Source organism: Armatimonadota bacterium (assembly GCA_028871815.1).
GTDB lineage: Bacteria > Armatimonadota > Chthonomonadetes > Chthonomonadales > Chthonomonadaceae > REEB205.
Genome location: JAGWMJ010000002.1, coordinates 148,537 through 174,181 on the forward strand (window position 1 = coordinate 148,537; position 25,645 = coordinate 174,181).

At 62.1% G+C, this 25,645-nt stretch carries 20 protein-coding genes; 6 read left to right on the forward strand and 14 right to left on the reverse strand.

What is annotated here, in order from left to right; all coding sequences use genetic code 11:
- Positions 1 to 29 precede the first annotated feature (29 nt).
- The 11 genes from KGJ62_03595 to KGJ62_03645 form a co-directional block, all read right to left on the reverse strand.
- Positions 30 to 536, reverse strand: coding sequence for a hypothetical protein (locus tag KGJ62_03595; protein MDE2125651.1), 507 nt, complete (start codon positions 534 to 536; stop codon positions 30 to 32).
- A gap of 358 nt (positions 537 to 894) precedes the next feature.
- A complete protein-coding gene (locus tag KGJ62_03600) occupies positions 895 to 2,055 on the reverse strand; it encodes a HEAT repeat domain-containing protein (GenBank protein MDE2125652.1) in 1,161 nt (386 codons plus the stop codon).
- Between the two features lie 51 nt (positions 2,056 to 2,106).
- Positions 2,107 to 2,376, reverse strand: a complete 270-nt coding sequence (locus KGJ62_03605) for a hypothetical protein (protein ID MDE2125653.1) — start codon at positions 2,374 to 2,376, stop codon at positions 2,107 to 2,109.
- Positions 2,377 to 2,535: 159 nt separating this feature from the next.
- Positions 2,536 to 2,916: a hypothetical protein gene (locus KGJ62_03610; GenBank protein MDE2125654.1), complete on the reverse strand. Its 381-nt coding sequence runs from the start codon at positions 2,914 to 2,916 to the stop codon at positions 2,536 to 2,538.
- A 295-nt stretch (positions 2,917 to 3,211) separates the two neighbouring features.
- Positions 3,212 to 4,186 carry a pentapeptide repeat-containing protein gene (locus KGJ62_03615; protein ID MDE2125655.1) on the reverse strand — a complete coding sequence of 325 codons (975 nt, stop codon included), beginning with the start codon at positions 4,184 to 4,186 and terminating at the stop codon, positions 3,212 to 3,214.
- Positions 4,187 to 4,809: 623 nt separating this feature from the next.
- Positions 4,810 to 6,303: a tetratricopeptide repeat protein gene (locus tag KGJ62_03620; GenBank protein ID MDE2125656.1), complete on the reverse strand. Its 1,494-nt coding sequence runs from the start codon at positions 6,301 to 6,303 to the stop codon at positions 4,810 to 4,812.
- A gap of 114 nt (positions 6,304 to 6,417) precedes the next feature.
- Positions 6,418 to 6,822 carry a globin gene (locus KGJ62_03625; GenBank protein ID MDE2125657.1) on the reverse strand — a complete coding sequence of 135 codons (405 nt, stop codon included), beginning with the start codon at positions 6,820 to 6,822 and terminating at the stop codon, positions 6,418 to 6,420.
- Positions 6,823 to 6,878: 56 nt separating this feature from the next.
- Complete coding sequence (locus tag KGJ62_03630; GenBank protein ID MDE2125658.1) at positions 6,879 to 7,853, reverse strand: GNAT family N-acetyltransferase; 975 nt, start codon at positions 7,851 to 7,853, stop codon at positions 6,879 to 6,881.
- Positions 7,854 to 9,275, reverse strand: coding sequence for a TlpA family protein disulfide reductase (locus tag KGJ62_03635; GenBank protein ID MDE2125659.1), 1,422 nt, complete (start codon positions 9,273 to 9,275; stop codon positions 7,854 to 7,856).
- Positions 9,217 to 10,530 carry a 4Fe-4S dicluster domain-containing protein gene (locus KGJ62_03640; protein MDE2125660.1) on the reverse strand — a complete coding sequence of 438 codons (1,314 nt, stop codon included), beginning with the start codon at positions 10,528 to 10,530 and terminating at the stop codon, positions 9,217 to 9,219. Before KGJ62_03640 ends, KGJ62_03635 begins: the two co-directional genes overlap by 59 nt.
- Before the next feature lie 51 nt (positions 10,531 to 10,581).
- Positions 10,582 to 11,022 carry a hypothetical protein gene (locus KGJ62_03645; GenBank protein MDE2125661.1) on the reverse strand — a complete coding sequence of 147 codons (441 nt, stop codon included), beginning with the start codon at positions 11,020 to 11,022 and terminating at the stop codon, positions 10,582 to 10,584.
- A gap of 128 nt (positions 11,023 to 11,150) precedes the next feature.
- On the opposite strand from KGJ62_03645, the gene KGJ62_03650 reads away from it, so the two are divergent.
- The 6 genes from KGJ62_03650 to KGJ62_03675 all read left to right on the forward strand — a co-directional run bounded on the left by KGJ62_03650 (position 11,151) and on the right by KGJ62_03675 (position 22,702).
- Positions 11,151 to 11,543 (forward strand): ankyrin repeat domain-containing protein, encoded by a 393-nt coding sequence (locus KGJ62_03650; protein MDE2125662.1) that lies wholly within the window; start codon positions 11,151 to 11,153, stop codon positions 11,541 to 11,543.
- Position 11,544: 1 nt separating this feature from the next.
- A complete protein-coding gene (locus KGJ62_03655; GenBank protein MDE2125663.1) occupies positions 11,545 to 15,981 on the forward strand; it encodes a DEAD/DEAH box helicase in 4,437 nt (1,478 codons plus the stop codon).
- Positions 15,982 to 16,214: 233 nt separating this feature from the next.
- Positions 16,215 to 16,433 carry a hypothetical protein gene (locus KGJ62_03660; GenBank protein ID MDE2125664.1) on the forward strand — a complete coding sequence of 73 codons (219 nt, stop codon included), beginning with the start codon at positions 16,215 to 16,217 and terminating at the stop codon, positions 16,431 to 16,433.
- Positions 16,434 to 16,871: 438 nt separating this feature from the next.
- Entirely contained in the window at positions 16,872 to 18,641 is a 1,770-nt protein-coding gene (locus KGJ62_03665; protein MDE2125665.1) for a PD40 domain-containing protein, read from the forward strand.
- 103 nt (positions 18,642 to 18,744) lie between these two features.
- Positions 18,745 to 21,231, forward strand: a complete 2,487-nt coding sequence (locus KGJ62_03670) for a DUF1553 domain-containing protein (GenBank protein ID MDE2125666.1) — start codon at positions 18,745 to 18,747, stop codon at positions 21,229 to 21,231.
- A gap of 16 nt (positions 21,232 to 21,247) precedes the next feature.
- On the forward strand, positions 21,248 to 22,702 hold the full coding sequence (locus KGJ62_03675; protein ID MDE2125667.1) for a DUF1501 domain-containing protein: 1,455 nt from the start codon (positions 21,248 to 21,250) through the stop codon (positions 22,700 to 22,702).
- A gap of 140 nt (positions 22,703 to 22,842) precedes the next feature.
- On the opposite strand, the gene KGJ62_03680 is transcribed toward KGJ62_03675, so the two are convergent.
- From KGJ62_03680 to KGJ62_03690, 3 genes are read right to left on the reverse strand one after another with little or no spacing between them, the layout of a single operon-like run.
- Complete coding sequence (locus KGJ62_03680) at positions 22,843 to 23,454, reverse strand: 2,3-bisphosphoglycerate-dependent phosphoglycerate mutase (protein ID MDE2125668.1); 612 nt, start codon at positions 23,452 to 23,454, stop codon at positions 22,843 to 22,845.
- Between the two features lie 12 nt (positions 23,455 to 23,466).
- Positions 23,467 to 24,732 carry an ATP-binding protein gene (locus KGJ62_03685; GenBank protein MDE2125669.1) on the reverse strand — a complete coding sequence of 422 codons (1,266 nt, stop codon included), beginning with the start codon at positions 24,730 to 24,732 and terminating at the stop codon, positions 23,467 to 23,469.
- Between the two features lie 52 nt (positions 24,733 to 24,784).
- Positions 24,785 to 25,645: an ABC transporter substrate-binding protein gene (locus tag KGJ62_03690; GenBank protein ID MDE2125670.1), complete on the reverse strand. Its 861-nt coding sequence runs from the start codon at positions 25,643 to 25,645 to the stop codon at positions 24,785 to 24,787.

The following is a 25,645-nucleotide window of genomic DNA, read 5'->3' on the forward strand; positions in this document are numbered from 1 at the left end:
GCTCGGCGCGGACACAGCCTGGCACGCGTTCAGACGGCATGGGAGAACGAGTAATCTTCCGGTGCGAGAACCACAACTCCGGTCAAGCCGGCCTCGGCCATGCCCTCCACGAATCGGCGGCTTACCAGAGTGGTGGATGCTAGGCCGCGCGCAGCGAAAATGTCCGCGCCATTCCACGAACCCGCCTGAAGCACGACCCTGTCGATCGCCTTGGTGCGCCGGCGACCGTAGGCGCACGGCACCGCCGGTCGAACGGCGCCGGATGCCTCATCGTCGAGGTTGGCGCCCAATCTAGTTTTCCACACGTTGCCGTACTCGGGCAGCTCAACTTGCAGACTCTCGGGCTTCTTTCGACGCACACTTGCGATATGCGCTGGCGGATCCCGGTGCACGATGCCGGTCCACCCTCCTTTGTCGTAGAGTTCCAGCGCGGGCCGCGAGAGCATAAGATCGAAGCCGTGGCCGAGCAGAAAGTCGGGGAATACGCGGCCACGCAGGCTGAGATTCTGAGGCGGCAGCCACCGCCGCAGGCCCATGCCGATTCCGCACACGGGGCACCCCTCGTACAGGCCGCTGACCCCATAACTCTTCGGTTTCTCGGCCTCGCCCCAACCGTATTTGCTGCCGAACAGTAGTTTCCCCTAGTCGATTACGTAGAAGTCCGGCGTCGTGTTATTACGTACCATTGCTACTTTTCCTTCACGGTGCTCCAGGGACCTTGTACCCCGGAAAGCGCCATTACACGTCAGGGCGGGAACATATCTCTCTGAGAAGGGCCCGGACTTCGTCCGGCGCTGCCGACTGGTGGTTGAATCGTACCAGATGTTTTCAGCGCGGACTCCGAGGCGCATGCAGGAGCGGCGCCACCTGCAACGCAGCCCGCGAACGCCACGCCTATAAAGCGCGGGCAAACGCCTTCAACAGGCCGTCGCCGTACTCCTCGTCCTTGATATGGATGGCTCCGGTTCCGGCCGACGGGTTCAGATCGAGGTAGAACTCCAGCCGGTCGTTGACGGATGCCTTCATGCGGATCCAGGGATCGGTTCGTTCGTCCAGCGCCTCCCGCGTGTTGAGCACGACCAGATCGAACTTCAGCGGCCGCTTTCGCGCCGCCGGCCCGACACTCACACCGGCCTCCAGCTCATTCGCGAGCGCGGAAAGGAGCGCGGAAGCATCGCCGTCGCCTTCGGCGAGCAGCCAGCCCGTGCCGGCTGCAAAGGGCGAAAGCTCAAGCCTCGGCTTGAAAGCCAGCTCCAGCCGGAAGCGAGCTGTTCGACTTATCGTGCTGTGTGTGCAGAGCCAGGTCTGCGCGTCAGCCGTGGCGGCGCCATCCGGTTGGATTGCGAAGAGTACGGGGCCATCCGGCACGGCATCCGCCTCGCTGTCGCCCAGCGAGCCGGGCGGGTGAGCCCGATCTATTTTGGCGATCGCCTTGCGGGCGACACGACGGATCTCGGAATCATGGTGGTGCAGAAGGGGCTCGATGAGCGGGCGCGCCTTCACAGACTTCAGCTTGCCAAGGGCCTCGACCGTGCAATACAGTACGCTCGGATCCGACAGGGACTCGATCAGCATCGCCTCGGCACGCAGATCCTTCACCTTCCCGAGCCAAAGTACGATCATCGCGCGGCTGTACCCGTTGCTGCGATCGCCCGCAATGGCCAGCAGTTGTTCAAACGCCGACTGGTCAGCGACTAGTTCAATGGCGTTTCCAACTGACCACTTATAGCCGTCGTCATTGTTGGGCCACGTCAAGAACTCGCGAATGAGCGGCTGGATCACCGCGGTGCGTGCCCATGGGACGGAGAGTGCGCTGAGGATAGACCGCCTAATGTTGAGCTCCGGGAATAGCGGAAGCCATTTGAGCAGTATCGGTATTGCGGCGTCGTAGCGGATGCCGCTCGTTCGCAGCCCGGCCAACGTGGCATGGTTGATCCCTGCCGCGCGGAGTTCGGCAAATACGGGGGACATGGCTAGATCGTATTGCGCCCTGTTCTCCTGCAGTCTCCGTTCGATAAGCTCGCTGACGAGCGGCTCGATTTCGTTTTTCCGCATTCGGTGGCTCCTGTTGCGCAGCCGGTCGATTTGTGGCCGGTCCGCCTCCGGTCAGGGAATGACGCGGCGCACCACGATCTTCCCGGCACGCTCCATAGCTTGAAGAGCGGGCGACAGAACCGTGCCCTTGCCGCCGCGAATGTACAGGCGGAGAGTGTAGTTGTTGTCCACCGCCCAGGCATAGTAGTCTTGCAGTTGTCTCGTGTAGCTCAGGCTCTTGACATTCTTGACCTCTCCGATCACCTTCGCGACATGGTCCAGTTCATCCGGGATACGGTGGCTCGCCCAACTGGGCAGTGTGATCCACTCGGTGTTTTTCACGATACCCGCTGCGGCCTCGCCAACTTGGCCCAGCCAGCGCACACGCGCCATGCCGGTGAGGCCGGCCCCGGCCAGCCGCTCGGCCCGTGCCGCCCGGGCTGCATTGATCGCTGCACCGGCGGCTTCAAACGCCTTGTCTTGCAGACCCCAGAGCGCGGCTTACCGGCCGATTGTGGCGAGAACCACGGAACCGCCGTAGCCTGATTGATGCGCGTAGTGCCGGTTTGTATAGTGGCCGCAGCTTAGCGCGTGGGCGGTAGCGGCAAGCCCTGTCTTGATGCCCTCCAAAATAACGTGTGGGGTGAATTCGAAACCCCAGATCGTCCACCCCGGCCCGAGACCCAGCGGGTCAAACGCGTTGACCGGGTCATCGCCGCAGTACTCGTAGAGGTTTATGCCGCCGTCCCACAGCGTGGGATCGCGTGTCAGCCAGATGCCGTTTGCGGGGTCGTAGTAGCGGAGGCCGCAGAGGATGAGCGCGGGGAAGGGCGACTGAAGAATCGGGCCGTACCGGGTGGGTCCGGTCTGGGCCGTCACCAGCCAGTCGGTGTAACACCCAAACTGGCCGTCAAAGGCAACAGGATCGGGGCGGCGAAATGGCGCGGCTGCAGCACCGCCGCAACGTCATGCGGGCCGAAGCGGGCAGGTCGCGGGGATGGGCGCCAATATCAGCGCGGCGGGGCCGGCGCAATGCGTATGCTTACAACGCGCGGGCAAACGCCTTCAACAGGCCGTCGCCGCCCGGATTCCGATGCGGATGCGGGAACTCTGCCACGACCGCGCGGCCGGCAAGCCCCGCGCGAGCGCGCCAGCCTTCGCGCGCGCCCATGCCCACCTACGGCAGCAGCCGGTCCTTCGGGTCCATGGCGTTCACCTCTTGCGCGGAGCGCGGCACGCCCCAGGCTTGGACCCACCCGAGAAATTCGCTCAGGCCGTCCTCACCCACTTCTGCAACGATGTCCTGTTTGCTCCACACACCGAAGCGCTGTCGCGGCCCGACGCATTTTTGATCCCATTCCAGCAGACCGGCAACCCCCAGCCATCCGGATTCCGTGCGGGCGGCAAGCTGCTCGAGCAGACGATCCACCGTCTCTGGATATTGGTCGAGGATGATGTGCTCATCGTCCTCGGGAAAGAGCACGCGGTCAAGATTCAGCTTACGGAAGCCGCACATCCTCAACTTAGCCTTGCGAAGATCGACGTTGATCATCTCGTTTGGTGGGTTCTGGCCGCGGGGCAAGCCGTCGCGGCTGAATATCACCTCGCGCAGCTCTCCTTCAAATACGCAATCGGTGAAGTTGCTGCCCCAGAACTCCACCTTTGTCAACCGGGTGTTTCTGAACAGGCAGTTGACAAACACCGTGGAATTGTAGCTGGTGTCTCGGAGGTCGGCGCCGGTGAAATCCACGTTCCGGTAATATGTACTTCCCTCCGGGCGGGCCGGACCAAGACTCCCGGAAACGACCGCGGATAGAAACCGGCAATCCGTGCACTGTAACGTCCACACGCGAATGTCGTGGATGTCACACCGGTCAAAAATGCAGTCGGTCAGGGAGCTGTCGAAGAACCTCAGTCTAGGCAGCGTAGCGCCCGTGAAGTCGAGCCCCCGCCAGGAACCGTTTCGAATGATCGTCGGGCCGCTGAGGACCCGCGCCTCTCCGATTGGTGTTTGGAGCGTTCGGGTTACAATCGGCCCAGCCACACTGACCCCGCGCATGTCAATGCGGCCGTCAATCCGGGCGGGGTTGAGCCCATCCAGGCTTTCGCCGCTTACGAGCCTTTTTTTTTTCTCGCGCTGGATTTCGTTCATAGCAGGCAACTATCCACGGCGGACACAGCGCGGCCGGCAAGCCCCGCTCGAGCGCGCCAGCCTGCCTTGCAAAAAAACAGGCTCTTTTTCACGCTCGTCCTTGAGGGTTGACCGAATCTGCGCAAGCGTGGCAAGAACTGGAACGTAATGTAGGGGATACTTGGCAGTCGTTTGCGGGTGCTTGCGAACGTGGACGATGGAGTACTGCGAACGCTCATAGGCGTTGTGGCTGCGGTTGGGAACCGCACGGCCCCGCATGACTTGAGGCGAATCCCAATGGTCGCCGTGATCGTGACCACGAGCGGCACAAAGTCACGACGCAGGTGCGTTGCGCATAAGCAGGCGCACCTCGCGATCCGCCTGGACCGGCTGAAAATGCGCCCGCCGACACAAATCCAAATCACCGGCGTATAGTGGGAACGTATTGGCGCAAACCACCAGATTGAAGCTCAGCTAATCGCTCGCCGGCCATGAATCTGCGGTCGTCGGGTTATCTGCGCCGCGGTCGCGGGAAGAATCGTCACCGACTGATCGGAAAGCGATCCGACCAAAAGACGCACCCTCCACTCTGAGCGTTAGTCCGAGTGGAGGATCCGGCCTGCGTCCCTGTCGTGCGGCGGCGCTTACTGTTTGTGCTTCAGCGCCTCTTGTACGCGAGCGAGGTTCGCTTTGGCCACCGAGTTTCCAGGATCTGCCTGGACAGCGTGGCGATAGGCGCCCATTGCCTGCGCGGCCTCGCCCTTGTACTCATACGCAACACCAAGGTTATTCCAGGCGTCCACCATCTTCGGGTCTAGCGCGACAGCCCGCTTGTAGTACGTGATCGCGGAGTCCGGATGGCTGTGCCGCTGCGCTACCTGGCCCAGCCCGGTCAGCGCCAGAGCGCTGTTGGGATCCTCTTGCAGCGACGATTCGAACAACGCCTGGGCGCGATCGAGGCTGTCTGGATCGCTGCGGCCGAGGTAGTAGCTGCCAAGCACGCGCCTGATTTGAGCATCGCGCATACCGGCGTGGCCATGCTTCAGCGCTTCTTCCATCGCAGCCGCCGCGCCGGTCATGTCGCCCGTACGCTGCAGGCACGCACCGAGGTTCACCCATCCCGATTGATCATCGGGCGTTACTGCAGTAAGCCTGCGGTACGTTCCGGCAGCCGCGTCGAAGTTGCCCATCTTGCGCTGAACCTGCGCCAACGCCGTCAGCGCCATCGGGTTGTTCGGCTGTATGGCCAGCGCGTTTTGATACTGCTGCTGCGCCTGCCGCAGGTTGTTCTGCCGCTCGGCAACCAGACCCATATTAAATGTGGGATTAAAGTCGCTTGGGCTCAACTGCCGGGCTTTGGCGAACTGATCCTCGGCCTCGCTGCCGCGGCCCATGTCGTACAGCGTCTCCGCATACGTTTCCCGGATACTGTAGTTGTTTGGCGCCAGCGCCACGGCATGGCTGAACGCCTGACGGGCATTCTCATCATCACCCTTGTGCCTGTAGGCAAGACCAAGGTTCATCCAGAAGCTCGACTCATTCGGCGCCAGAGCGGTGGCCTTCTGGTAGGCCACAATGGCCGCATCCGGATTGCCGGTGTGCTCTTCCGAAATCCCGATCCCGTTTTGGATATAGGGATCCTTCGGCGAGAGCGCCTCGGCGCGATGGAACGCATCCAGTGCGTCGGCATCCCGGCCCATATCCTGATCGGCGGTGCCCAGGTCGTACAGCGGGTCCGGCGACTTGGGCTCAAGGCGGGCGGCGTCCGAGAACTGCTGCGCCGCGTCGGCATACCGGTGAACGCCACTGTAAGCGTTACCCAGATTCAGGTGGGCGTCGCTCGAATTCGGGCGCATCTTGACGGCCGGCTCGAGCGCCTCCACAGCCTCTGGATACTTCTGCTCCTGCAAGTTGACGAAGCCGACCCAGTAGAGCGTCATGGCATCCTTGGGATCCATCCGACGGGCCGTGTTGAATTCAGCAAGCGCGGCATCCAGCTTGTTCTGCTTGTAGAGCGCAATGCCTTTGTTGTAATGGTCTTTGCCATTGTCCGCACGGGCGCCGAGGCTGGCGGCGGTAAGCAACAGCGCCGCTAGCGCAACCTGCGCAGCGGCATGGTAATGGGGCGAACGGCGCATTGTATCTCTCCTCATAGGCGCACCGGTCGAAGTAAGAACTTCAAAAGAGGTCAACGTGTAAGTGCATCGCGCCGAATAGTTGTGCAGCATCGTCGTGATATTCTCCGGCACACCTTAGTACCGCGGATCAGACCCGGGCGTGCTGCTGCGCCGGACCAGAAATGTTGCCGTGTCCTCGAAGTATCGGAGCATCGCCGACCTCCACGGTTCGGGGATAGCGATCTCATCCACAGATGCGCTCATCGCGCGAACCCACGCATCACGCTCCCGTTGACCGATGTCGAATGCCATGTGCCGCATTCTCAGGCGCGGCGCACCGCGCTGCTCGCTGTACAGACGGGGTCCGCCGAAGAACTGCGCGAGGAACAGCGCCAGGCGCTCCGCCGCCGGCGCCAACTCGTCCGGATACATCGGCCGCAGCAGCGGCTCCTGCTCAATTCGCCGATAGAACGCGCTCGTCAGCCGCCGAAAGGTATCTATGCCCCCCACGCCCTGGTAGACAGCGCCGGTTGCCGTCACGAGTGGAATCAGGCCGGCGGTATGATCGTCTCTCGTCACTTACCCGTCCGGTTCGCTCAAACGCCTGACGACGAATCGAGCTGCTTGCGCATCACATCGAACCGGCGGGATTCTACGAATCCCATCGGGGTGTAGACGCGCGCCGCCGACGCATCATCGCTCCACATAAACCAGGCATGGCGGCCACCCCGGGCCTGGATGTGCTGCAGCATCCGCGCCAGCAGAGTAATGCCAATACCCTTGCCGCGCTCCGCCTGAGCAACGCCAAACGGCCCGAACCTTTCGCGGAAGCAGTGCGCGAAACCGAGAATCTCGTCGCCGCGTGAGGCGGCGAGCAGGTCGGAACCGTGGCGCCGCTGCGCCAGGATGTCCCTTACGGCGCCGCGTACCTGTGCCTGCCACGGACCAGGAAACTCGGCTCGGAGGAAATGGAGCAAAGCCGAAAGCTGGTGTGGCTCAACGGGATGGACGTGAATGCCCTGCCGCTGCAGGTCGATACTCAGCTGGTTGGCGAACGGTGGTATCTGCCAGCCCATCGGTAGCGAGATTGACATGGAGAGTGGACGCGCAGTGGACGCATACCCACGGCTCTTCAGGAATGCCAGAGCCTCCGGGTACGCCACGCCATCCACACCGGGAACGAAGTAGCCGGGAGCGTACGCCGAAATGTCCATGATCGTCCGGCCGGCTTTGCGCACATAGTTTTCCGCAAACTCGAGCAGTCGCGTGCCTATGCCCTGGCGCCTCCAGGCTTCATCCACGGCGAATGCCGTTACCCAGCCGCGTTCCGTATCCGGTGTTCCATCCTCTACGGGGCGCCGCTCAACTACCGCAATCGCGCATCCCACGACGCCGCCCGCGGGCGTGGCAGCAACCGCTATGCCGGAGCTCCGGATGTTGGGATCGAGCAGCACCCGCCCCCAAAACAGCGGGTTCGAGATTCGCTCCGCGCTCATGCACCGAGCCAGCAGGTCGCCGATCAGCAAGCTGTCGCCGGCTGTCATCGCTCGTACCTCAACGTCAACGGGCATCTAATGCGCTCCTGCTCGTGCACCCGGGAGCCAGTGCCTGAATGCCGCCGCCACCGTAGCCGCCAGCTGCGGTCCGCGTAACGACTGGCCGTCGGCGACTACCTCGCCGCTGTCGCCATCCACCAGAAACCCCGAAGGCGTGGTATTGACGAAGTAGAGCTGTGCCACGGCCGAGCTCATATACTTACCTTCGTATATCTGCGGCCATGGAAGCGCGTTTTCTCGCTCGAAATCCTCAACCCGGGCCTTCTGGTTGGCATGGTCCAAACTCACGCCGAGAATCTCAAGGCCCTGTGTATGGTAGCGGCTGTAGACCGCGCGTACACGCGGCATATCCAGTTGACAGCCGCCGCACCAGGTCGCCCAGAAGTAGAGCAGAACCAGCTTTCCGTGATAATCCGCCGGAAAGTGGACCGTGCCACCGTCGAGCGTCGGCATGGTAAATGCCAGGGCAGGCTTGCCCGGTCGAAGATCTGGCGGCGCCGGAATCAACGGTACGGAGGTGGCCGACCGGCGCAGTACGAACTCCGTGCCATCTGGAGCAACATCTGCAATCTTGTAGGTAGTCCCGGCAATGTTGAATGGCTGAGAAGCGGAATACACTTCACCCTGAGAATCGAAAACGCCATTGCCGTTGACATCGATGCAGAAGACCGCCCCGCCGGGCTGCGCCGCCGCAGCGGTGAAGTCCGCCTTTGCTGTGGCGTCTAGCAGAGCCGCACTGTAGGCTTTGCCGGCCAGGGTGACGTGCCCCGTACAGGCGTAGTCGGCGTAGCACACCAGTTGGTCGCGCAGCGCTCCGTGGCTGGGGTCCGATGGATCAAACAACCGGACGTATAACGATAGCGGCACCGTCCTGGACCCATAACGCACATCTACGGTTACCGTGCCATCGTGCAGCATATACGTATGGCCACCGAGACCGGTGTAGGTGGAGCTTCGCCAGACGGCCGGTGGATCGTCGGTAAGGTCGCCATCGCCGTTGGAATCGACATACAGATGCGAGTTTGGGCTGGAGGGGTCATCCACGATCACGGCGGAGGTTGAGGTGTCACCGGACGGCCCCATCGATATAAAGCCGTAGAGCGGAGATATCAGGCCGGCCGGCGCCTTGACAACCTCTGTCGGCGCGACAGGGCTGAGTGGCACGCGGGCCGGCATCGAAAGCCCGTACCGTGCAACGGCCCCCTTCGTCATCAAGCGGAGCTTTGCCTGGATCGGCGCACTCTGCGCGCAGGCCGGCCTCAGGGGCGCCAGCGCGATTATGCCGCACGTAATGCCTACAGACGCCAGCTTCATCATCAAGTGCCCCACATTCCAATCTGGAGTTGTGGCCGCAGAACAGCCGCCATCACTTGAGCCATTATACGATATGGCGCGATCCGCTGCCGTCTCCGGTTTCGCCGTTGCGGTATGCCTCATCCAACAGCTCCACCGGGTGCTTCAGCGTGAGGTCAAGCCCTTGCGTGACGGCGCCCTGCTCAATCCACGCGAGGCAGCCCGGGTTCCCAGCGGCAATTACCGTTGCACCGCCCTCGCGTATAAACTTCATTTTCCGAGCCAGCAGCTCCGAGGCCATCATCGGCTGCAGCATGTTGTAGGTGCCTGCGCTTCCGCAGCATGTATCCGATTCTTCCAGCTCCACCATCGAAATTCCGGGAATCGCGCGGAGCATCTCGCGCGGCTCGCTGCGTATTCGCTGCCCGTGAACCAGGTGGCATGCATCGTGGACGGCGACCACACCCTTTACGCCGCCGGTAGGCGGCCTGATTCCGGTGTGATGCAGCCACTCGCTGATGTCTCGCACTTTTGAGGCGAACCTGGCGGCTCGGTCGCGCCAGGCCGGCTCGTTTTCAAAGAGTTGGCGATACTCCTTGAGGGCGGACCCACACCCCGCAGAGTTGACCACTATCGCATCGAGGTCAGGCAGAATCGACTCGAACGCCGCGATGAGCCGCCGCGCGCGTACCCGTGCCTCCCGCTGCAGGCCGGTATGCAGGTGCAGGGCGCCACAACAGGCTGCCGATTTCGGCGCCAGAACATCGCATCCATTGCGCTGAAGCACTCGAGCCGTAGCGGAGTTGGCGCCGGCGAACATCACGCGCATCACGCAGCCCTGCACTATACCCACACGGTATTCGCGCGTGCCTATGGACGGCGTCAGCTCGGGCAGCGGCGGCGCTATTTGTGATGCATCGAGTTCCGGAAGTCCGATGCCGGCGCTGCTTCCTCCGGTGAGCAGGCGCGTCAATACGCCGGGTACGCGGCCGCCGGTGAACGAACGCATCGCGCGGCCAGCTTTGAGCGCAATGCGAAGGCGCGTTGGCGAGGTCAGCGTCTCAATCAGCTCGCGGCGGGCAAAGCTCTGGCCCGACGGCCGTAAACCGCTCTCTTCAATAGCGGCACGGGCCTCTTCCAGAATTGCGCCATACTCAACGCCGCTTGGACAGGCCGTTTCGCAAGCTCGACAGCCGAGGCAGGTGTCCAGCGCATCGATCACATCTGCATCCAACTCAATGGCGTTCTCACGCCATGAACGTGTCAGGTAGATACGGCCGCGTGGGCTGTAGGTCTCCTTGCCGGTCAGGCGGAAGGTGGGGCAAGCATCAAGGCAGAACCCACATCGGATGCATTTCGCCAGCCGGTCATCCAGCTTTCCGGCGGCATTGGAATCCACTAGCTGCCGCAGCCGGCCATCGCAACCGCGGCGCCGAATCGCGTAATCCGGCTAGGCAATTGCCAGAACCTCGCGCAGGCCATTGCGCAGGCGATCCAGCGTCAAGCCCTTTTCGGCAAGCACCTGTCCGGCGGGCACGCGCTGCTCGCGGGCCAACGCCAGCAGCAGATGCTCGGAGCCGATGAACTCGTCACCAACCTGACGTGCCTCGTCCGCCGCAAGGGCAAGAATCTGTTTGCCGCTGCCGCTCAGCTTGACATTGCCGGAGGGATCCGGCGTTCCCGGCTTTAGCCGCGCCTCGATTGCTTCCCTGAGCTCCTCGCGGGTCACGGAGGTCTCTTGAATGAGGCGAACCGCAACCGAGTTGCGACGGCGCAACAGTCCGAGGAGTATGTGCTCCGACGTCAGCACGCTATCGCCCAGGCGCCTCACCTCGGCTTTTGCCGATGCAATCACCGCCATGCCTTGCTGTGTGAATTGATCCCAGTCCATGCAGGAAAACCTCGAAAAACGTGGAATTATGTACGGGTAATTGCGATCAATCCCGGAGACTGACCACAATTCATCATACCCGGATCGTCGCCTTCGCCGTAGCGCCAACGGAAAGGAACTGGAACAGCATGACCGACGAGCGGCCGCCGCGCCTTAACGCGGAGTTGGTAGAGGAGTTTGTGGGGGTATCGCACGGGCGGCTTGAGCGCGTGACAGAGATTCTGGCGGAAGCGCCGGCTATCGTGAATGCCGCGTGGGATTGGGGCGCCGGTGACTGGGAGACCGCGCTCGGCGCTGCGTCACATATGGGCCGGCGGGACATAGCCGAGGTGCTGCTGAGCTCCGGTGCGCGCATGGACGTGTTCGCAGCGGCAATGCTGAACCGCGTCGATATCGTCCGCGCGATGATCGATGCCGATCCGGCCACGGCGGCTCTGCTTGGTCCGCACGGTATACCGTTGGCGGTGCATGCCGAAATGGGCGGCGCGGCCGAAGTACTGGCGTTCCTGCGAAGCAGATAGCATGTCCCGCTCTGCCGCTAGCCAGGAATCCACGCCGGCGCCTCCGTCGCAGACCGAGGACGTTCTCGCCGCGTTCCATCCGGTGGTTCAGCACTGGTTTCGGAGCGCATTCGGAACGCCCTCACCACCGCAGCAGGAGGGTTGGCCCCATATTGCCAGCCGGCGCAACACGCTGGTTTGCGCGCCAACCGGCTCGGGCAAAACGCTGACGGGATTCCTGGCCGGCATAGATCGACTCTATCGCGCGGCGTTCGACGGCGAACTCAAGCCGGAAACCACCATCCTCTATGTTTCGCCATTGAAGGCGCTCTCCAACGACGTACAGAAGAACCTGCGCGAGCCCCTGGATGGTATCGCTCAGTCAGCGCGCGAGCTGGGGTTAGAACCGCCGGAGATCAAAGTGCTGGTTCGCACCGGCGATACGCCTCAGCCGGAGCGCGAGGCGATGATCCGACGGCCGCCACACATCCTGGTCACCACACCCGAGTCGCTCTACATCCTGTTGACTTCGGACCGCAGTCGTCGCTTCCTCCAGTCCGTCGACACCGTCATCGTCGACGAAATCCACGCGGTCGCACGCGATAAACGGGGTTCACACCTGGCGCTAAGCCTCGAGCGGCTCGAACACCTATGTGGGCGGCCGCTTCAGCGAGTGGGCCTCTCCGCCACACAAAACCCGGTAGATCTCGTGGCGCGGTTTCTCGTTGGCGCACGGATCCGCCCTGGCGGCGCTCCCGATTGTGACATCGTGAACCTCGGCCATCTGCGCTCGTTAGACCTTTCGATTGAGACGCCGCGCTTACCGCTGGAAGCCGTCTGCTCACACGAAACCTGGGCCGAAATCTACCAGCGCCTGGCCGACTTGATCGAGGCGCACCACACCACCCTGATCTTCGTCAACACGCGGGCGACCTGCGAACGGCTGGCGCAGCAACTCACCAGGCGTCTCGGCGAAGAGGCGGTGACATCGCATCACGGCAGCCTGTCACGGAAGCAGCGTCTTTTGGCGGAGCAGCGCCTCAAAGCGGGCGAGCTGCGCGCCCTCGTGGCTACCGCTTCGCTGGAGCTGGGAATCGATATCGGCGACGTCGATCTGGTCTGCCAGATCGGGCCGGTCAAGGCCATCGGCACCCTGCTTCAACGTGTAGGTCGCGCGGGGCACAACCTGAAGGCCATCTCCAAGGGGATTCTCTTCGCCCTGACACTCGACGATCTCGCAACCGCCGCCGCACTGTCCGCGGCCGTCCGCCGGCACACACTGGATCGCCTGATTGTGCCCGATAAGCCGACCGATATCCTGACGCAGCAGATCGTGGCGGCCTGCGCCTGTGAGAACTGGGATGCCGACGAGCTCTTTGAGATGGTGCGCCGCGCATGGCCATGGCAAAACCTTTCCCGCGAAGAGTTCGACGCCGCCGTTCAGATGATGCACGACGGCATCTCAACCCGCCGCGGCCGGTCCGGCGCGCTGATCACTGCCGACGGCGTTCAAGGCACCGTTCGTGCGCGCCGTGGCGCCCGCCTGGCCGCCATCACATCCGGCGGCGCCATTCCCGATACCGGCGACTACCTCGTTATCCAGGAGCCCGAGAATATTACGGTTGGCACAGTCCACGAGGACTTCGCCGTTGAGAGCGCCGTTGGCGATATTTTCCAGCTCGGCAATACGTCGTGGAGGATACTTCGGGTTGAAACGGGCCGGGTTCGAGTGGAGGATGCGCATGGCCAGCCGCCCAGCATTCCGTTCTGGTTGGGAGAAGCGCCCGCGCGAACGGCCGAACTCTCCAGCGAGATCAGCCGGCTGAGGGTCGGCGTGGAGCATGCCCTGACGCAGAGTAGCGGAGCCGGCGCCCGCGAAGAGGCTGTACGCTGGATAGCGGCCGAGACCGGCATTGAGACCGCCGATGCCGAGCAGCTGACGAGCTACCTTGCCGACACCGTGGAGGTGCTGGGAGCGCTTCCAACCACGGATACGCTCATCCTGGAGCGCTTCTTCGATGAGAGCGGGGGTATGCAGCTGGTGCTGCATGCGCCGTTTGGCCGCCGCATCACCTGGGCGTGGGGCCTGGCGCTGCGCAAGAGGTTTTGCAGGGGATTCAACTTCGAACTGCAGGCGGCCGCGTCCGAGAACGCGATCCTGCTCTCCCTCGGCATGCAGCACAGCTTCGTTCTTTCCGACGTCTTTGAGTATCTGACGGCCGATACCGTGCAGCATCTGCTCGAGCAGGCAATGCTTACGTCGCCGGTGTTCGCCTCGCGGTGGAGATGGGACGCATGCCGGTCGCTTGCCCTGCTTCGTTTTTCCGGTGGCAAAAAGGTGCCGCCGGCCTTGATGCGTATGCGAGCGGACGATCTTCTTGCTGCCGTGTTTCCTCACGCCGCCGCATGTCCCGAAACGCTCGAAGGTGAGGACCGCGACATCCCCCGCGACCATCCGCTGGTCAATGAGGTACTGCACGATTGCCTTACCGAAGCGATGGACATTGAGGGCCTTCGAGCCGTCCTGCGACGCATCAAGAGCGGCGAAGTCAGCCTGATTGCACGCGACACCGTCTCGCCGTCATCACTGGCCACCGAGATCATTACGGTTAAGCCCTACGCCTTCCTGGATGATGCGCCGCTGGAGGAGCGCCGGACGCAGGCGGTAATCACAAGACGCTCAGGGGCCGGTCCGCGCACCGAAGCTGAGCGGCTCGGCGCCCTGGATAGCGATGCGATCGCGCGAGTTCGCGACGAAGCGTGGCCCGATGCCCGCGATGCCGACGAGCTTTACGACGCTTTGATGCTCACGGGATACGTTACGGAGAGCGAGGCGGCGGCGTTCGAGCCGTACGCCACCGAGCTGCTCGCCACGGGCCGTGCCGCGCGCGTTCGGGACGGTGCAGCTGGCGGACATTGCCTGCTCGTCGCCGGTGAGATGCTCTCTGCTTTCGACGCGGCTTGCCCGGGCCGGATGTCCGACACCAGCGTGCACGTGAGGGCTCCACGGACCTGGACTCAGGAGGACGCGCTTCTCACAATTGTTCGGGGCCGGTTGGAAGCGCTTGGGCCACTGACCACGTCGCGCCTTGCCGACGAACTGGACCTGCCGACCGCCGAGGTGGAGAATGCTCTGATTGGTCTTGAAACTCAGGGCGTGGCGCTGAGGGGACACTACTCACCAGACGGCGGCGAATTGGAGTGGTGCGATCGGCGCCTCCTCGCGCGCATCCACCGATACACGCTGGACCGGCTGCGACGCGAGATATCGCCGGTGAGCGCCGCTGATTTTGTACGCTTCCTGTTCGAGTGGCAGCACGCAGCGCCGGGCACGCAGCTAACCGGCATTTCGGGTTTGCGCCAGGTTGTCGGAATGCTGGATGGCTGCGAAGCGGCAGCCGTGGCCTGGGAAGAATCGATCTTGCCGCTCAGAATGCACCCGTGGCTGCCGGCCGACCTGGACACCTTATGCCTCTCCGGCGAAGTCCGGTGGGGCCGGCTGCACTGCGCGGAACGCTCGCCGGGCCGGCGATCTGCCGTCAGCGTCAAGCAGACGCCGATCGGCCTCTATCAAACAGCTTCGCTGCCGATCTGGGCGCGGGATGAGATGGGCGAGCCCGGAGACGGCGGGCTCTCCGGCGCCGCTGTAGACGTACTGGATGTACTCACATCCGGAGGTCCGCAATTCTTTGGCCAGTTGGTCTCCGCAGCAAACAGGCTGCCGGTAGAAACGGAAAGCGCCCTGGCCGAACTGGTGAGCGCCGGTCTTGTGACCTCCGACGGGTTCGGTGGGTTGCGTACCCTCATCACCCCTGCCTCGCGGCGGAACGACGCCCACCGTGCCCGGGCTTTGCTTGCCCAACGAAACATCAGGTCCGTATTCACACATGCGGCCGCCACGAACCGCCTTTCGGCAGACAACCAGGCTGGGCGCTGGTCGCTGCTTCGCAGCTTCGCGCCCACTCTCGCCGCCGGCAGCGCCTACGATGAGGCATGCGAATACGTGGCGCGCCAACTGCTGCGGCGGTGGGGAGTGGTGTTTCACCGCATCACACTTCGGGAGCAGGGGCTGCCGCCCTGGAGGGATATCCTGCGGGTTTACCGGCGCATGGAGTTGGCCGGTGATCTGCGCGGCGGTCGTTTTGTGGCCGGCTTCAGTGGGGAGCAGTATGCACTGCCGGAAGCCGTGGAATCGCTTCGCGGAATTCGACGGCGGCCGCCGAACGGACAGATGGTCCGTATTGCGGCGGCCGATCCGCTCAACCTCTCCGGCATCATCACGCCTGGAGAAAGAATTGCCGCGCGAAGCGGTTCACGCATTCTCTACCGCGACGGCGTTCCGCAGGCCGTGCTCGAGGGCGGCGACATCCGGATGCTCACCGCCGGCGACGAAGCCGCCGAGCGACATGCGTTCGAGCAGCTTCGACGTGGCAACCGCAAGGCGCCGGTGGCGCCCTGACCTGCAATGACGCATAGGTCAGGGTTTGGCGCCTTCTGAGGCCTGTTGGCTAGCACAGCGCTGCCGATAGCCCTAACTACAACTGTTGTAGCGCCGCGATGGCCCACAATTGGTGACGGTCGGCGGTCTGAGGTGCGCTGTGGCATGGGCAGCTTCCCTCAACGTCGACTCCGCTGCGAGCGGACGTCCGCCGTGCATTCTTCGTGGCCGGTATCTGCCCATGCAGCGTGCGCATGTTGCGATGCACATCCCTCTCGCGCCGCGCTTACGCTTCGAGCATCTTGCGTCCGTTCGAGCCGCAGGGCAATCCGGCGGAGAAGGTCAACTCCAGTGACATCGGCCTTGCCTCTTTCGCCTTCGATGCCCGCTCGATCTCCGGTACGGCAACCGATCCGTACTTCGGGTTCGGGTCGGAATATGGGCGCCACAGCGAAATGGAGTTGGGAGTGTAGCGGCTCGGAGACGGGTTAGTCTGTGTCGGCAAGAGCACCGACGCGGTACAGCTGTTCCATGGGCCCGCAACGGCTCCAGTGCCTTGGCGTCGCCCACCAACAACGCGTTGCGCCGGCGCCCGATTCTGTAGCCCGATCGCAGCCTGGCGGTTCAGCCCTGTCGTTTGGCAAAACTCGTCCGGAATAATCGCATTCTGCCACGGACGCGATCGCCCAAATCGCTTCGCCTCGGACCGCACCGAGTGCAGCCCCGCGCTCATCAGCACCGGTTTGGTCAATGCCTCCCCGCTTGCTCACAAGCCCTTTCGGTCCTCGGTAAGGCTTTACATGAGGCAACTCGCAATGGGTTGTAACCATTTCCACAAAAAGGTATCCTATCTAAACGGCAGGCAGCAGAATTGCGCGGCCGCATGCTCCTGTGTGAAACTCCACGGCTTCATGAAGCTTAAGGCAACCATCCGGATTGCAGCGCTCAGCGCGCTTTTTGTGCCTGCTCTTTGCGCCGCACGTTTCGCAGCCCAAGCCGAGGCCGCGCCACCTGCGCCCGTCAGTTTCTACCGCCAGATCTTCCCGATTCTGCGTGAGCACTGCCAGATGTGCCACCAGCCGCGGTTCCAGGCTGCAAGCGGCAAGCTGGTGGTGACCACCTACGCGCTTTTCACCAAGGGGGGCGCGCACGGCGCCACCGTCAAGCCGGGTGATCCGGCGCACAGCCTGGTGTTGGACTACCTCACCGGCAAAACGATGCTGATGCCCAAGGGTGGCCCACCACTAATGCCTGCACAGATCGACATGTTCCGTCGATGGATTGCAGAGGGCGCGCACAACGACACACCGGCCGTGCACGCCACCTACGACGCCGCCCATCCGCCGATCTACAGCCAGCCGCCGGTCATCGTGGCAATGGCCTGGTCGCCCGATGGCAAAACACTGGCGGTCTCCGGCTATCACGAGGTAGTGCTCCACAGTCTGCCGGACTTTCGCGTAACGGCCCGGTTGATTGGGGACGCCCAGCAGGTTGAGTCGATTTCGTATTCGCCCGATGGAAGCCTGATCGCGGTTGCGGGTGGCACGCCTGCGCGAATGGGCGAAGTCCAGTTCTGGTCGGTAGCGACGCACAAGCTGGTGCGGGCAGTGCCCGCCGGCTTTGATACCGTCTTCGGTGGCGCCTTTTCGCCAGATAGCAAGCAGTTTTCTTACGGTTCATCCAACAACAGCGTGCACGTCATAACCGTGCCCGATGGCAAGCCGGTGATGCGGCTCGACAGCCACAGCGATTGGGTGTTTTCAACGGCTTTTTCGGACAACGGACGTCACGTGTTGAGCGCAAGCCGCGATGAGGCGATCAAGCTCACGCTGGTTTCGACCGGGCAGTTTATCGATGATATCAACACGCATACGACACCGCTCCGCTGCCTCGCCCGCTTTCCGCGGCCTCTGGCGACCCTGAGCGGAATCAGTCCGCAGCACTTCTTGCTGGTTCTGGACCGCAATGTGTTACCCGATGTGGCGCCAACCGGTACGGCATGGCTCCATCTGAACGGGGCCGGCATCAACGCTGCCGGCGATTTTAGCGTTCAGCTGCCTACCGGCAGCATTCCAACGCAACCATCGGTTGCCGTGACATTGCCGGGCGGCGCCAAAGACGGTGTTTACGACGTCAACATCACCGCCGCCAGGGCGCCTCTGCCGGATACCGACACAACCTCGGTCCGGCTGGATATCGGCAAGCTCACCGTGAGTGGCGCCGGCGCCAGGTTTCGTCTGCAGCCCGATCAGGTGGTATGCGGCGGCTCAGACGGCATACCGCGCCTGTACAAGGTCTTTCGTACCGAGCCTCGCACGATGAATATGGAAGATCACAATATGCTGCGGGAGTTTCCGCGCCAGCTTTCGGCAATTACCTCCGTCGGTATCAGCCCCGACGACGGCATTCTCGCGGTGGGCAGTGAAAACCCGGTGATAAACCTGTACAACATGGTGACGGGAAAGCTGATCACAACCATGCACGCCACTGCAGGCGCAACCTATGCGCTGGCGTTCAGCCCGGATGGCAGGCTGCTGGCTGCCGGTGGTTTCGACGGCTCAGTGCGCCTCTTTCAGGTGCCGGGCGGCGCCCTCAGGAAAAGCTTTTCGCCGGTGCCACTATCGAAACCGCTGGCAGAAAAGCGGCAAAGCAAGGCCGGCTTATCGAAGAGGAATTCGTAAGCCGAATCGTGTAACAAGCTAAAAGTAACTGGATTCTTGACATGCGCTGCATCTCACAGTAGCGCAAATCCGTGGCTTGGACCACGGCTCGGGGGCATTCGTTATGGTATCTGCTTCGACAAAGCTGTCTGCAATGGTTGGACTGGCGCTCGCCGCGGTTAGTGGCATGCGCCCCGCGCTGGCCGCCGGGACCGCTCCGCCGCCCCGTCCCAAATTGCCGGCGATTACCTCCATCAGCGTCCAGCCGGCCAGTTTGGTACTCAGTAACATTCGCGACGTTCGCACATTCATCGTTACCGGCCAGACCAAAGCTGGATACGCGGTAGATTTGTCGTACCTGGCGCACGCCGTTTGCCACTCACCCTGCGTCCGAATCGACGCGCAGGACTTTGTCCATCCGGTACGAGCGGGTCGGGCCACCATCATCGTTACGGCCGGCGGCCGCCGGGCCGTGCTGCCCGTACTGGTGAAAAGCGTTAGCTCACCACCTGTCAGCTTCGTAGAAGAGATTGAGCCGGTCATAAGCAAAATCGGCTGCAACGCCGGCACGTGCCACGGCGCTGCCAAAGGCAAAGATGGCTTCAAGCTGTCGCTGCGTGGTTACGACCCAGCGTACGACTATCAGGCGTTGATTGATGACGTCTCGGGACGGCGGTTCAATCGCACAGATCCGGCGAAAAGCCTGATGCTCCTGAAGCCCACAGAGGCCGTACCTCACATGGGTGGGTTGGTGTTGAAGCCCGGCAGCCGGTACTACAAGCTGATCAAAGACTGGATCGCGCAGGGTGTCACCTTCGACGGCAAAACGGCATCGCGCCCTGTATCCGTTTCGGTGCTGCCCAAAGTTCCTAACGTCACGCTGCCAGGCATGACGCAGAAGACGATTGTCATCGCAACGTACAAGGATGGCGTTACGAAAGATGTGACGCGCGACGCGGTCCTCAGCAGCAGTCAGCCGCTGGTGGCCACCGTGCAGCCGAATGGCACGGTTACTGCCGTACGCCGCGGCGAGGCCGCCCTTTTGGTGCGTTACGAGGGCAACTACGCCACCCAGAATATCCTGGTGCTTGGAGACCGTGCCGGTTATAAGTGGGCTTCGGCTCCGGAGTACAACTACATCGACAAGCTGGTTGACGCCAAGCTGCAGAAGATCAAGGCGCTGGCGGCGCCGGTTTGCGGAGACGCCACCTACCTGCGGCGCGTTACGCTTGACTTGACCGGCTTGCCGCCAACCCCGTCCGAGGTGGTCAAGTTCCTTGCCGATAAAGCTCCGACGCAGCAGAAGCGTGCGGCGCTCGTCGACTCCCTTATCGGCTCGCCAGACTTTGTGGAGCACTGGACAAACAAATGGGCTGACCTGCTTGATTGCAGTTCGCGGTACCTGGGCGATGATGGTGTGCGCAAGTTTCACAACTGGATTCACTACGCCATGGCGACCAACATGCCGTACAACCAGTTTGTAAAGTCGATGCTGACGGCCAGTGGCGACGCCTACACCGTGGCGCCGGCCAACTACCTCCGGATTGTGCGCGACACATCTACAGCTACTGAAGATGTGACGCAACTGTTCCTCGGAGTTCGGTTTTCGTGCTGTAAGTGCCATGACCATCCGTTTGAACGCTGGACGCAGGACCAGTACTATCAGATCGGCGCCTATTTTTCGCAGGTCGCCTTCAAGCCGGGAAGCCGCCCCGGTGACGAGGTCGTGTACGACTCGGGTAAAGGCCAGATGATCAGCCCGCGTACCGGTGACGCAGTAGCCCCGGATGTGCCGGTGGGCTATGCGAAACCGATCACGGCATCGTACGACGATCGGCGTGAGGTTCTTGCCGACTGGCTCACGTCGGCAAAGAATCCGTTCTTCGCACAGGCAATGGCCAACCGGGTATGGAGCTACTTCCTGGGCAAGGGGATCATCGATCCGGTTGATGATATCCGCTCCAGTAATCCGCCAAGTAACCCGGCTCTGCTGGCGGCGCTCACTAAGGATTTCGTGGCACACGGGTTCGATGTACGGCACATCATGCGTGAGATCGTGTTGTCGAGAACATACCAATCGACTATCCGCACCAACAAGTGGAATAGCGACGATGACACGAATTTCTCGCACTTCATTCCAAACCGGCTCCAAGCGGAGGAGCTGTTGGACGCGATCGACCTTGCCACCGGTGCTCAAACGCACTTTACGGCTGAGCCCGTCGGGATGCTTGCAGAAGACCTGCCCGATTCCTCCGCTCCCGGAAGTGGCGGCTTCCTGGACGTGTTCGGTAGGCCGTCCCGCCAAACGCCGTGCGAATGTGAACGCACGGTGAATGTAAGCCTTGGCCAGGCGATGAACCTCATAAACGGTCCCACGCTGTCGGATGCTGTCGACAGCCCAACAGGACGCATCGCCGCGCTTATGAAAACCAATCCGAGTGACGCCGATTTGGTGAACAGCATCTTCCTTGCGTCACTGTCGCGCTATCCAACTGCCACCGAAATGGCCGCATCCACGCGCGCACTGCATCAAGCCTCAACCCGGGAGCGTGGCGCGCAGGATTTAATGTGGGCGCTACTCAACAGCCCGGCGTTTCTCTTTAACCGGTAACCACCGGAGGTGTAATATGCTCTCCATTCCTGGTAAACAGGGTCGGCTGTGTGATAGCCTGACGCGCCGCGAATTGATGCGCGTCGGCGGCGCCGGCATGCTTGGTCTTGCCCTCCCCGCGTTTCTTCGATCGGAAGCATCGGCCGCGCCCAGCACGCTGCCGGGATTCAAATCGGTCAAATCGGTGATTCTGCTCTACCTGCAGGGCGGTCCCAGTCACATCGATATCTGGGACCCCAAGCCCGATGCGCCTGCCGACGTCCGCGGCCTCTTCAAGCCAATCAAGACCAACGTACCCGGCGTTTGGCTTTCAGAAACAATGCCGCTGTTGGCTCAGCAGATGGATAAGTGCCAGCTCATCCGGTCGGTATCGTACACGCCGAACGGTCTGTTCAACCATACCGCCGCGATGTATCAGATGCTCACCGGCGAACAGGCCGACAAGGTCTCGCCCTCGGGGCAGCTGGAGCCGCCTTCACCGTACGACTATCCGAACGTTGGCTGCCAGATTGTCAAAAGGTTACCACCAGCGGTTCCGATGTTGCCGTTCGTGATGATGCCGCGCCCACTGCAGGAGAGCAACGTCATCGGCAAGGCAGGAACAGCCGGCTTCCTCGGCAAGGCTCTGGATCCTTACTACCTCTATCCGCCGGGCGACGATATGGACCAGACCAAAATGGACCATATCAAACTCGACGACTTTACGCTCCGCGGTGAGGTATCCAAAGCCCGTATGGAGCGCCGGGCGAATCTGAGGACGCTCATCGATTCCTCCATGCCCGATCTCGAGCAGGCAGTAAGCAGCTACGCCCTCGATGACTACTACAAGGACGCATTGAGCCTGATCCTGTCCGGTCGAGCACGAAAAGCGTTTGACCTGACCGAAGAGCCGGCGGCTATTCGTGACCGGTACGGCCGGCATACCTGGGGTCAGTCCTGCCTGCTGGCTCGTCGTCTCATCGAGGCGGGTACTCGGTTTGTGCAGGTCAACTGGCCCTCGGTGGCAAACGGCGACCCGAAAACGACCGCGTGGGATACGCACGCAGCCAACTTTGGACCGCTGAAGAACCTCCACTGCCCCAAACTCGACAGCGCCGTATCGGCCCTGCTGGAGGATATGACGCACCGCGGCATGCTGGAGGATACGCTGGTACTGGCCGTTGGCGAGTTTGGCCGCTCGCCGCGACTGGGCGTCAGCACTTCCGGCAATGGCAACGCGCCGGATGGCCGGGATCACTGGCCGTACTGCTACACAGCGCTCATCGCCGGCGGCGCCATCAAGCCTGGGCAGGTTTACGGAAAGTCGGATGAAACGGCGTCGTCGCCAAAGGAGAATGCGGTAACGCCCACCGATATACTGGCCACCGTTTACCACATGCTCGGCATACCGCCCAGCACCATCTACCACAACAACCTGGGCCAGCCGCGCGAACTGGTAAAGGGCAAGATAATAACCGGCCTGTTTTCGTAAGCCCGTCCCGGTGAAAGCCGGCCGCCGCCTGCCTTTGCTGTAAACGAACGAGGCGACCCGCCGTAGTGGGCCGCCTCGTTCGTTTGGTACCGGACTCTATCGTGAAGCCTGGGCGATGGCTTCTGCAAATCTGCTGCTTGTTATAACTCGGTTTTAGACGCGGGCAAGCCGTCGGCGCCGATCTCGTAGATGATCGGAACTCCGTTTGGTATATTCAGGGCCACCACCGCCTCTTCGGAGAGGTTATCCAGCGCCATCACGATAGCTCGCAGGCTGTTGCCGTGAGCTGATACCAGAACGCAGTTTCCCGCCTGTAGCTTGGGCAGAATCTCACGTTGGTAGTAGGGCAGGGTGCGAGCGGCGGTGTCCTTCAGACTTTCCCCGTTTGGCGGCCGCACATCGTAGCTGCGGCGCCATAACATTACCTGGGCGTCGCCAAACTTCTGAGCGGTCTCGGCCTTATTCAAGCCCTGCAGGTCACCGTAGTGGCGCTCGTTAAGCGCCTGATTGTATGTAACCGGCAGGTCCTCCTGCTGCGCCGCCTTCAGGCAAATCTCAAGCGTGTCGATCGCCCGCCGCAGCACTGAGGTGTACGCCTCTTGAATGACAATGCCGGCGGCAAGCAGCTTCTCTCCGGACTCGCGCGCCTCCACCACCCCTTGTTCGGTTAGCGGAATATCGACCCATCCCGTAAACCGGTTCTCCAGGTTCCAGGTGGATTGTCCATGCCGCAGCAGTATTAACTTTGCCAATCGTGTACTCCCTCAGCCAAGATTCTCCAGCGCCGTTCTAAAATCGGCCAAAGTCAATGATCGCGACTGGTTCTCATCGCCGTCGGCGATCCGGATGAGCGCCTGGAGCCCAGCTTCATCAACCAATGCCCGGATATCCGCGCCGCTGTAACCATCCGTGATGCGGACCAGTTCGTCCAGCTCAACATCATCGTCGAGCTGAGCCGAGCGGGTGCAAAGTTGCAGCAGTTGCAGCCGGCCGTTGGCTTCCGGCATCGGTATCTCAATCTCGCGCGACAGCCTTCCCCCTCGGCGCAGAGCCGGGTCGAGCATATCGGGTCGGTTCGTGGCGGCAATTACCAGCACGCGTTCGTTACGAGTAAGGCCGTCCATCTCCTGCAGAAACTGATTGACCACCTTGTCGGAATGAATCGCCACGCCACCCTGACGCATCGGTAGGAGCGCGTCGACCTCATCGATGAAGATGATGGCGGGCGGCGTGGCGCGCGCCCGTGCAAACAGGTCGCGCACGCGTTTTTCACTCTCGCCAACATACATCTGGTGAATATCGGCCGGCGTTATCGAGTAAAAGCTGCACTTTGCTTCGTGGGCTAACACACGCGCAATGGTGGTTTTGCCGGTCCCGGGCGGGCCCTTGAGCAGCAGACCGGTGGGCGGCTGCACACCGAGCTGCTGCGCCAGCTCCGGCTTCTCCATCATCAGCTGCACCTGCCGCAACTCTCGCTTGGTCTTATCGTTGACCACCAGATCCGCCCACGTAAGAGGCTCGCGAGGTGTTGTTTCTGGAGCCACGGAGTCGATGCCCTCCAGCGAGCGCGCCAATCCCCGATAGCCGGTGTTTGCAGGCTCCAGTTCGGCGGCTTTGCGCGCTGCTTCGGCCGCCTCGGGACGCCGCTCCAGTGCTTGAAGCGTTCTTCCCAGGTAGTGCCATGCCCGGGCGTGTGCCGGATCCCGCGAGGTAACCGATTTCAGGTAGTGGGCGGCGTCATTCAGATTCTGTCGGTACGCTCGATAACGACGCTTCCCATCGCGGGCGGTTTCATCAAATCCCAGCACATGCGCGCCATACGCAACCGCAAGGTCGGCCAGCGTGGGTTTCTCAGCTTCAGCCAGGTTCCAGAGTGCCCAGCCAAGCCGGAATCGTGCTTCAACGTTCTCGGCATCGGCAGCTACGGCCCCTCGGAAAAACTCAATGGCGCTATTCCAGTTGTACACGCGGGCGCGCTGCATGCCTTCGTGCAGCAGGTCTTCCAGCGGTACAGGTGGTAAATCGGCCATTATTGGTCGGTTGCAGATTGTAGCAGCCGCGCCGCATCCGCCAACGCCGGGTCTATTCCACGAACTCCACCATGCCAACAGGAGCCGAAATGCCCTTGTCGGCGCCCCGCTGAAGGAACAACTCAATACTGCGGCGGCCGGCGTCGCCCATCTCAAGCGTCCAGTCGTTTACATACATGCCTACAAACCGGTCGGCGGTGTCGGTGTCCATATCTCGCGCATATTGAAGCGCATGCTGCAGACCGGCTGCTCGATGCTGCAACGCGTATGAAATACTGGCCTTGAGCGCCCTGCTAACCTTCTCCTGCGTTTCGGCGCTCAGGTCCTTGCGGATCGCGTTCACGCCAAGCGGCAGCGGCAAACCGGTGTCATCCTTCCACCATCGGCCCAGGTCGGCGCTGCAGTGCAGACCAAGCCGACCGTGCGTCAGTTGTCCCTCATGGATCAACAGACCGGCCTCGTGCTCGCCGCTTGCCACCGCCTCCATGATCTGATCAAACGGCATCACCACGGCTTTGAACGGACCAGGCAGAAAGAGCGAAAGTGCGAGAAATGCCGATGTCATCCGACCCGGTATCGCGATGGTGAGGTTGCAAAGCTCTTCCGGTGAACATGGCTTGCGAGTAACGACGATCGGCCCGTAGCCGTCACCCATGCTGGCGCCGTGCGTCAGGATCGCGTAGCGGTCACTCACCTGCGTGTAGGCGTGTACCGATATCGCCGTACACTCGAGCCGGCCATCGCGCGCCCATTCGTTGAGCGTTTGAATATCTTGAAGCGTGTGGTGGAACTCCAGTCCCTCCGAATCCACAAGATGGTTTGCCAGCCCGTAAAACATGAAGGCGTCATCGGAATCCGGACTGTGGCCAAGTTGAATGAGAGTTGGTTGGGCCGATGCGGAGGAAGTGTGCAT

What these genes read in the sequence shown, in the direction of transcription:
- KGJ62_03595 (MDE2125651.1), bottom strand. Translation starts at nt 536, where the DNA reads ATGGGCCTGCGGCGGTGGCTGCCGCCTCAGAATCTCAGCCTGCGTGGC.
- KGJ62_03600 (MDE2125652.1), bottom strand. Translation starts at nt 2,055, where the DNA reads ATGCGGAAAAACGAAATCGAGCCGCTCGTCAGCGAGCTTATCGAACGG.
- KGJ62_03615 (MDE2125655.1), bottom strand. Translation starts at nt 4,186, where the DNA reads ATGAACGAAATCCAGCGCGAGAAAAAAAAAAGGCTCGTAAGCGGCGAA.
- KGJ62_03620 (MDE2125656.1), bottom strand. Translation starts at nt 6,303, where the DNA reads ATGCGCCGTTCGCCCCATTACCATGCCGCTGCGCAGGTTGCGCTAGCG.
- KGJ62_03630 (MDE2125658.1), bottom strand. Translation starts at nt 7,853, where the DNA reads ATGCCCGTTGACGTTGAGGTACGAGCGATGACAGCCGGCGACAGCTTG.
- KGJ62_03635 (MDE2125659.1), bottom strand. Translation starts at nt 9,275, where the DNA reads ATGAGGCATACCGCAACGGCGAAACCGGAGACGGCAGCGGATCGCGCC.
- KGJ62_03645 (MDE2125661.1), bottom strand. Translation starts at nt 11,022, where the DNA reads ATGGACTGGGATCAATTCACACAGCAAGGCATGGCGGTGATTGCATCG.
- KGJ62_03650 (MDE2125662.1), top strand. Translation starts at nt 11,151, where the DNA reads ATGACCGACGAGCGGCCGCCGCGCCTTAACGCGGAGTTGGTAGAGGAG.
- KGJ62_03655 (MDE2125663.1), top strand. Translation starts at nt 11,545, where the DNA reads ATGTCCCGCTCTGCCGCTAGCCAGGAATCCACGCCGGCGCCTCCGTCG.
- KGJ62_03660 (MDE2125664.1), top strand. Translation starts at nt 16,215, where the DNA reads ATGTTGCGATGCACATCCCTCTCGCGCCGCGCTTACGCTTCGAGCATC.
- KGJ62_03665 (MDE2125665.1), top strand. Translation starts at nt 16,872, where the DNA reads ATGAAGCTTAAGGCAACCATCCGGATTGCAGCGCTCAGCGCGCTTTTT.
- KGJ62_03670 (MDE2125666.1), top strand. Translation starts at nt 18,745, where the DNA reads ATGGTATCTGCTTCGACAAAGCTGTCTGCAATGGTTGGACTGGCGCTC.
- KGJ62_03675 (MDE2125667.1), top strand. Translation starts at nt 21,248, where the DNA reads ATGCTCTCCATTCCTGGTAAACAGGGTCGGCTGTGTGATAGCCTGACG.
- KGJ62_03685 (MDE2125669.1), bottom strand. Translation starts at nt 24,732, where the DNA reads ATGGCCGATTTACCACCTGTACCGCTGGAAGACCTGCTGCACGAAGGC.
- KGJ62_03690 (MDE2125670.1), bottom strand. Translation starts at nt 25,645, where the DNA reads ATGCACACTTCCTCCGCATCGGCCCAACCAACTCTCATTCAACTTGGC.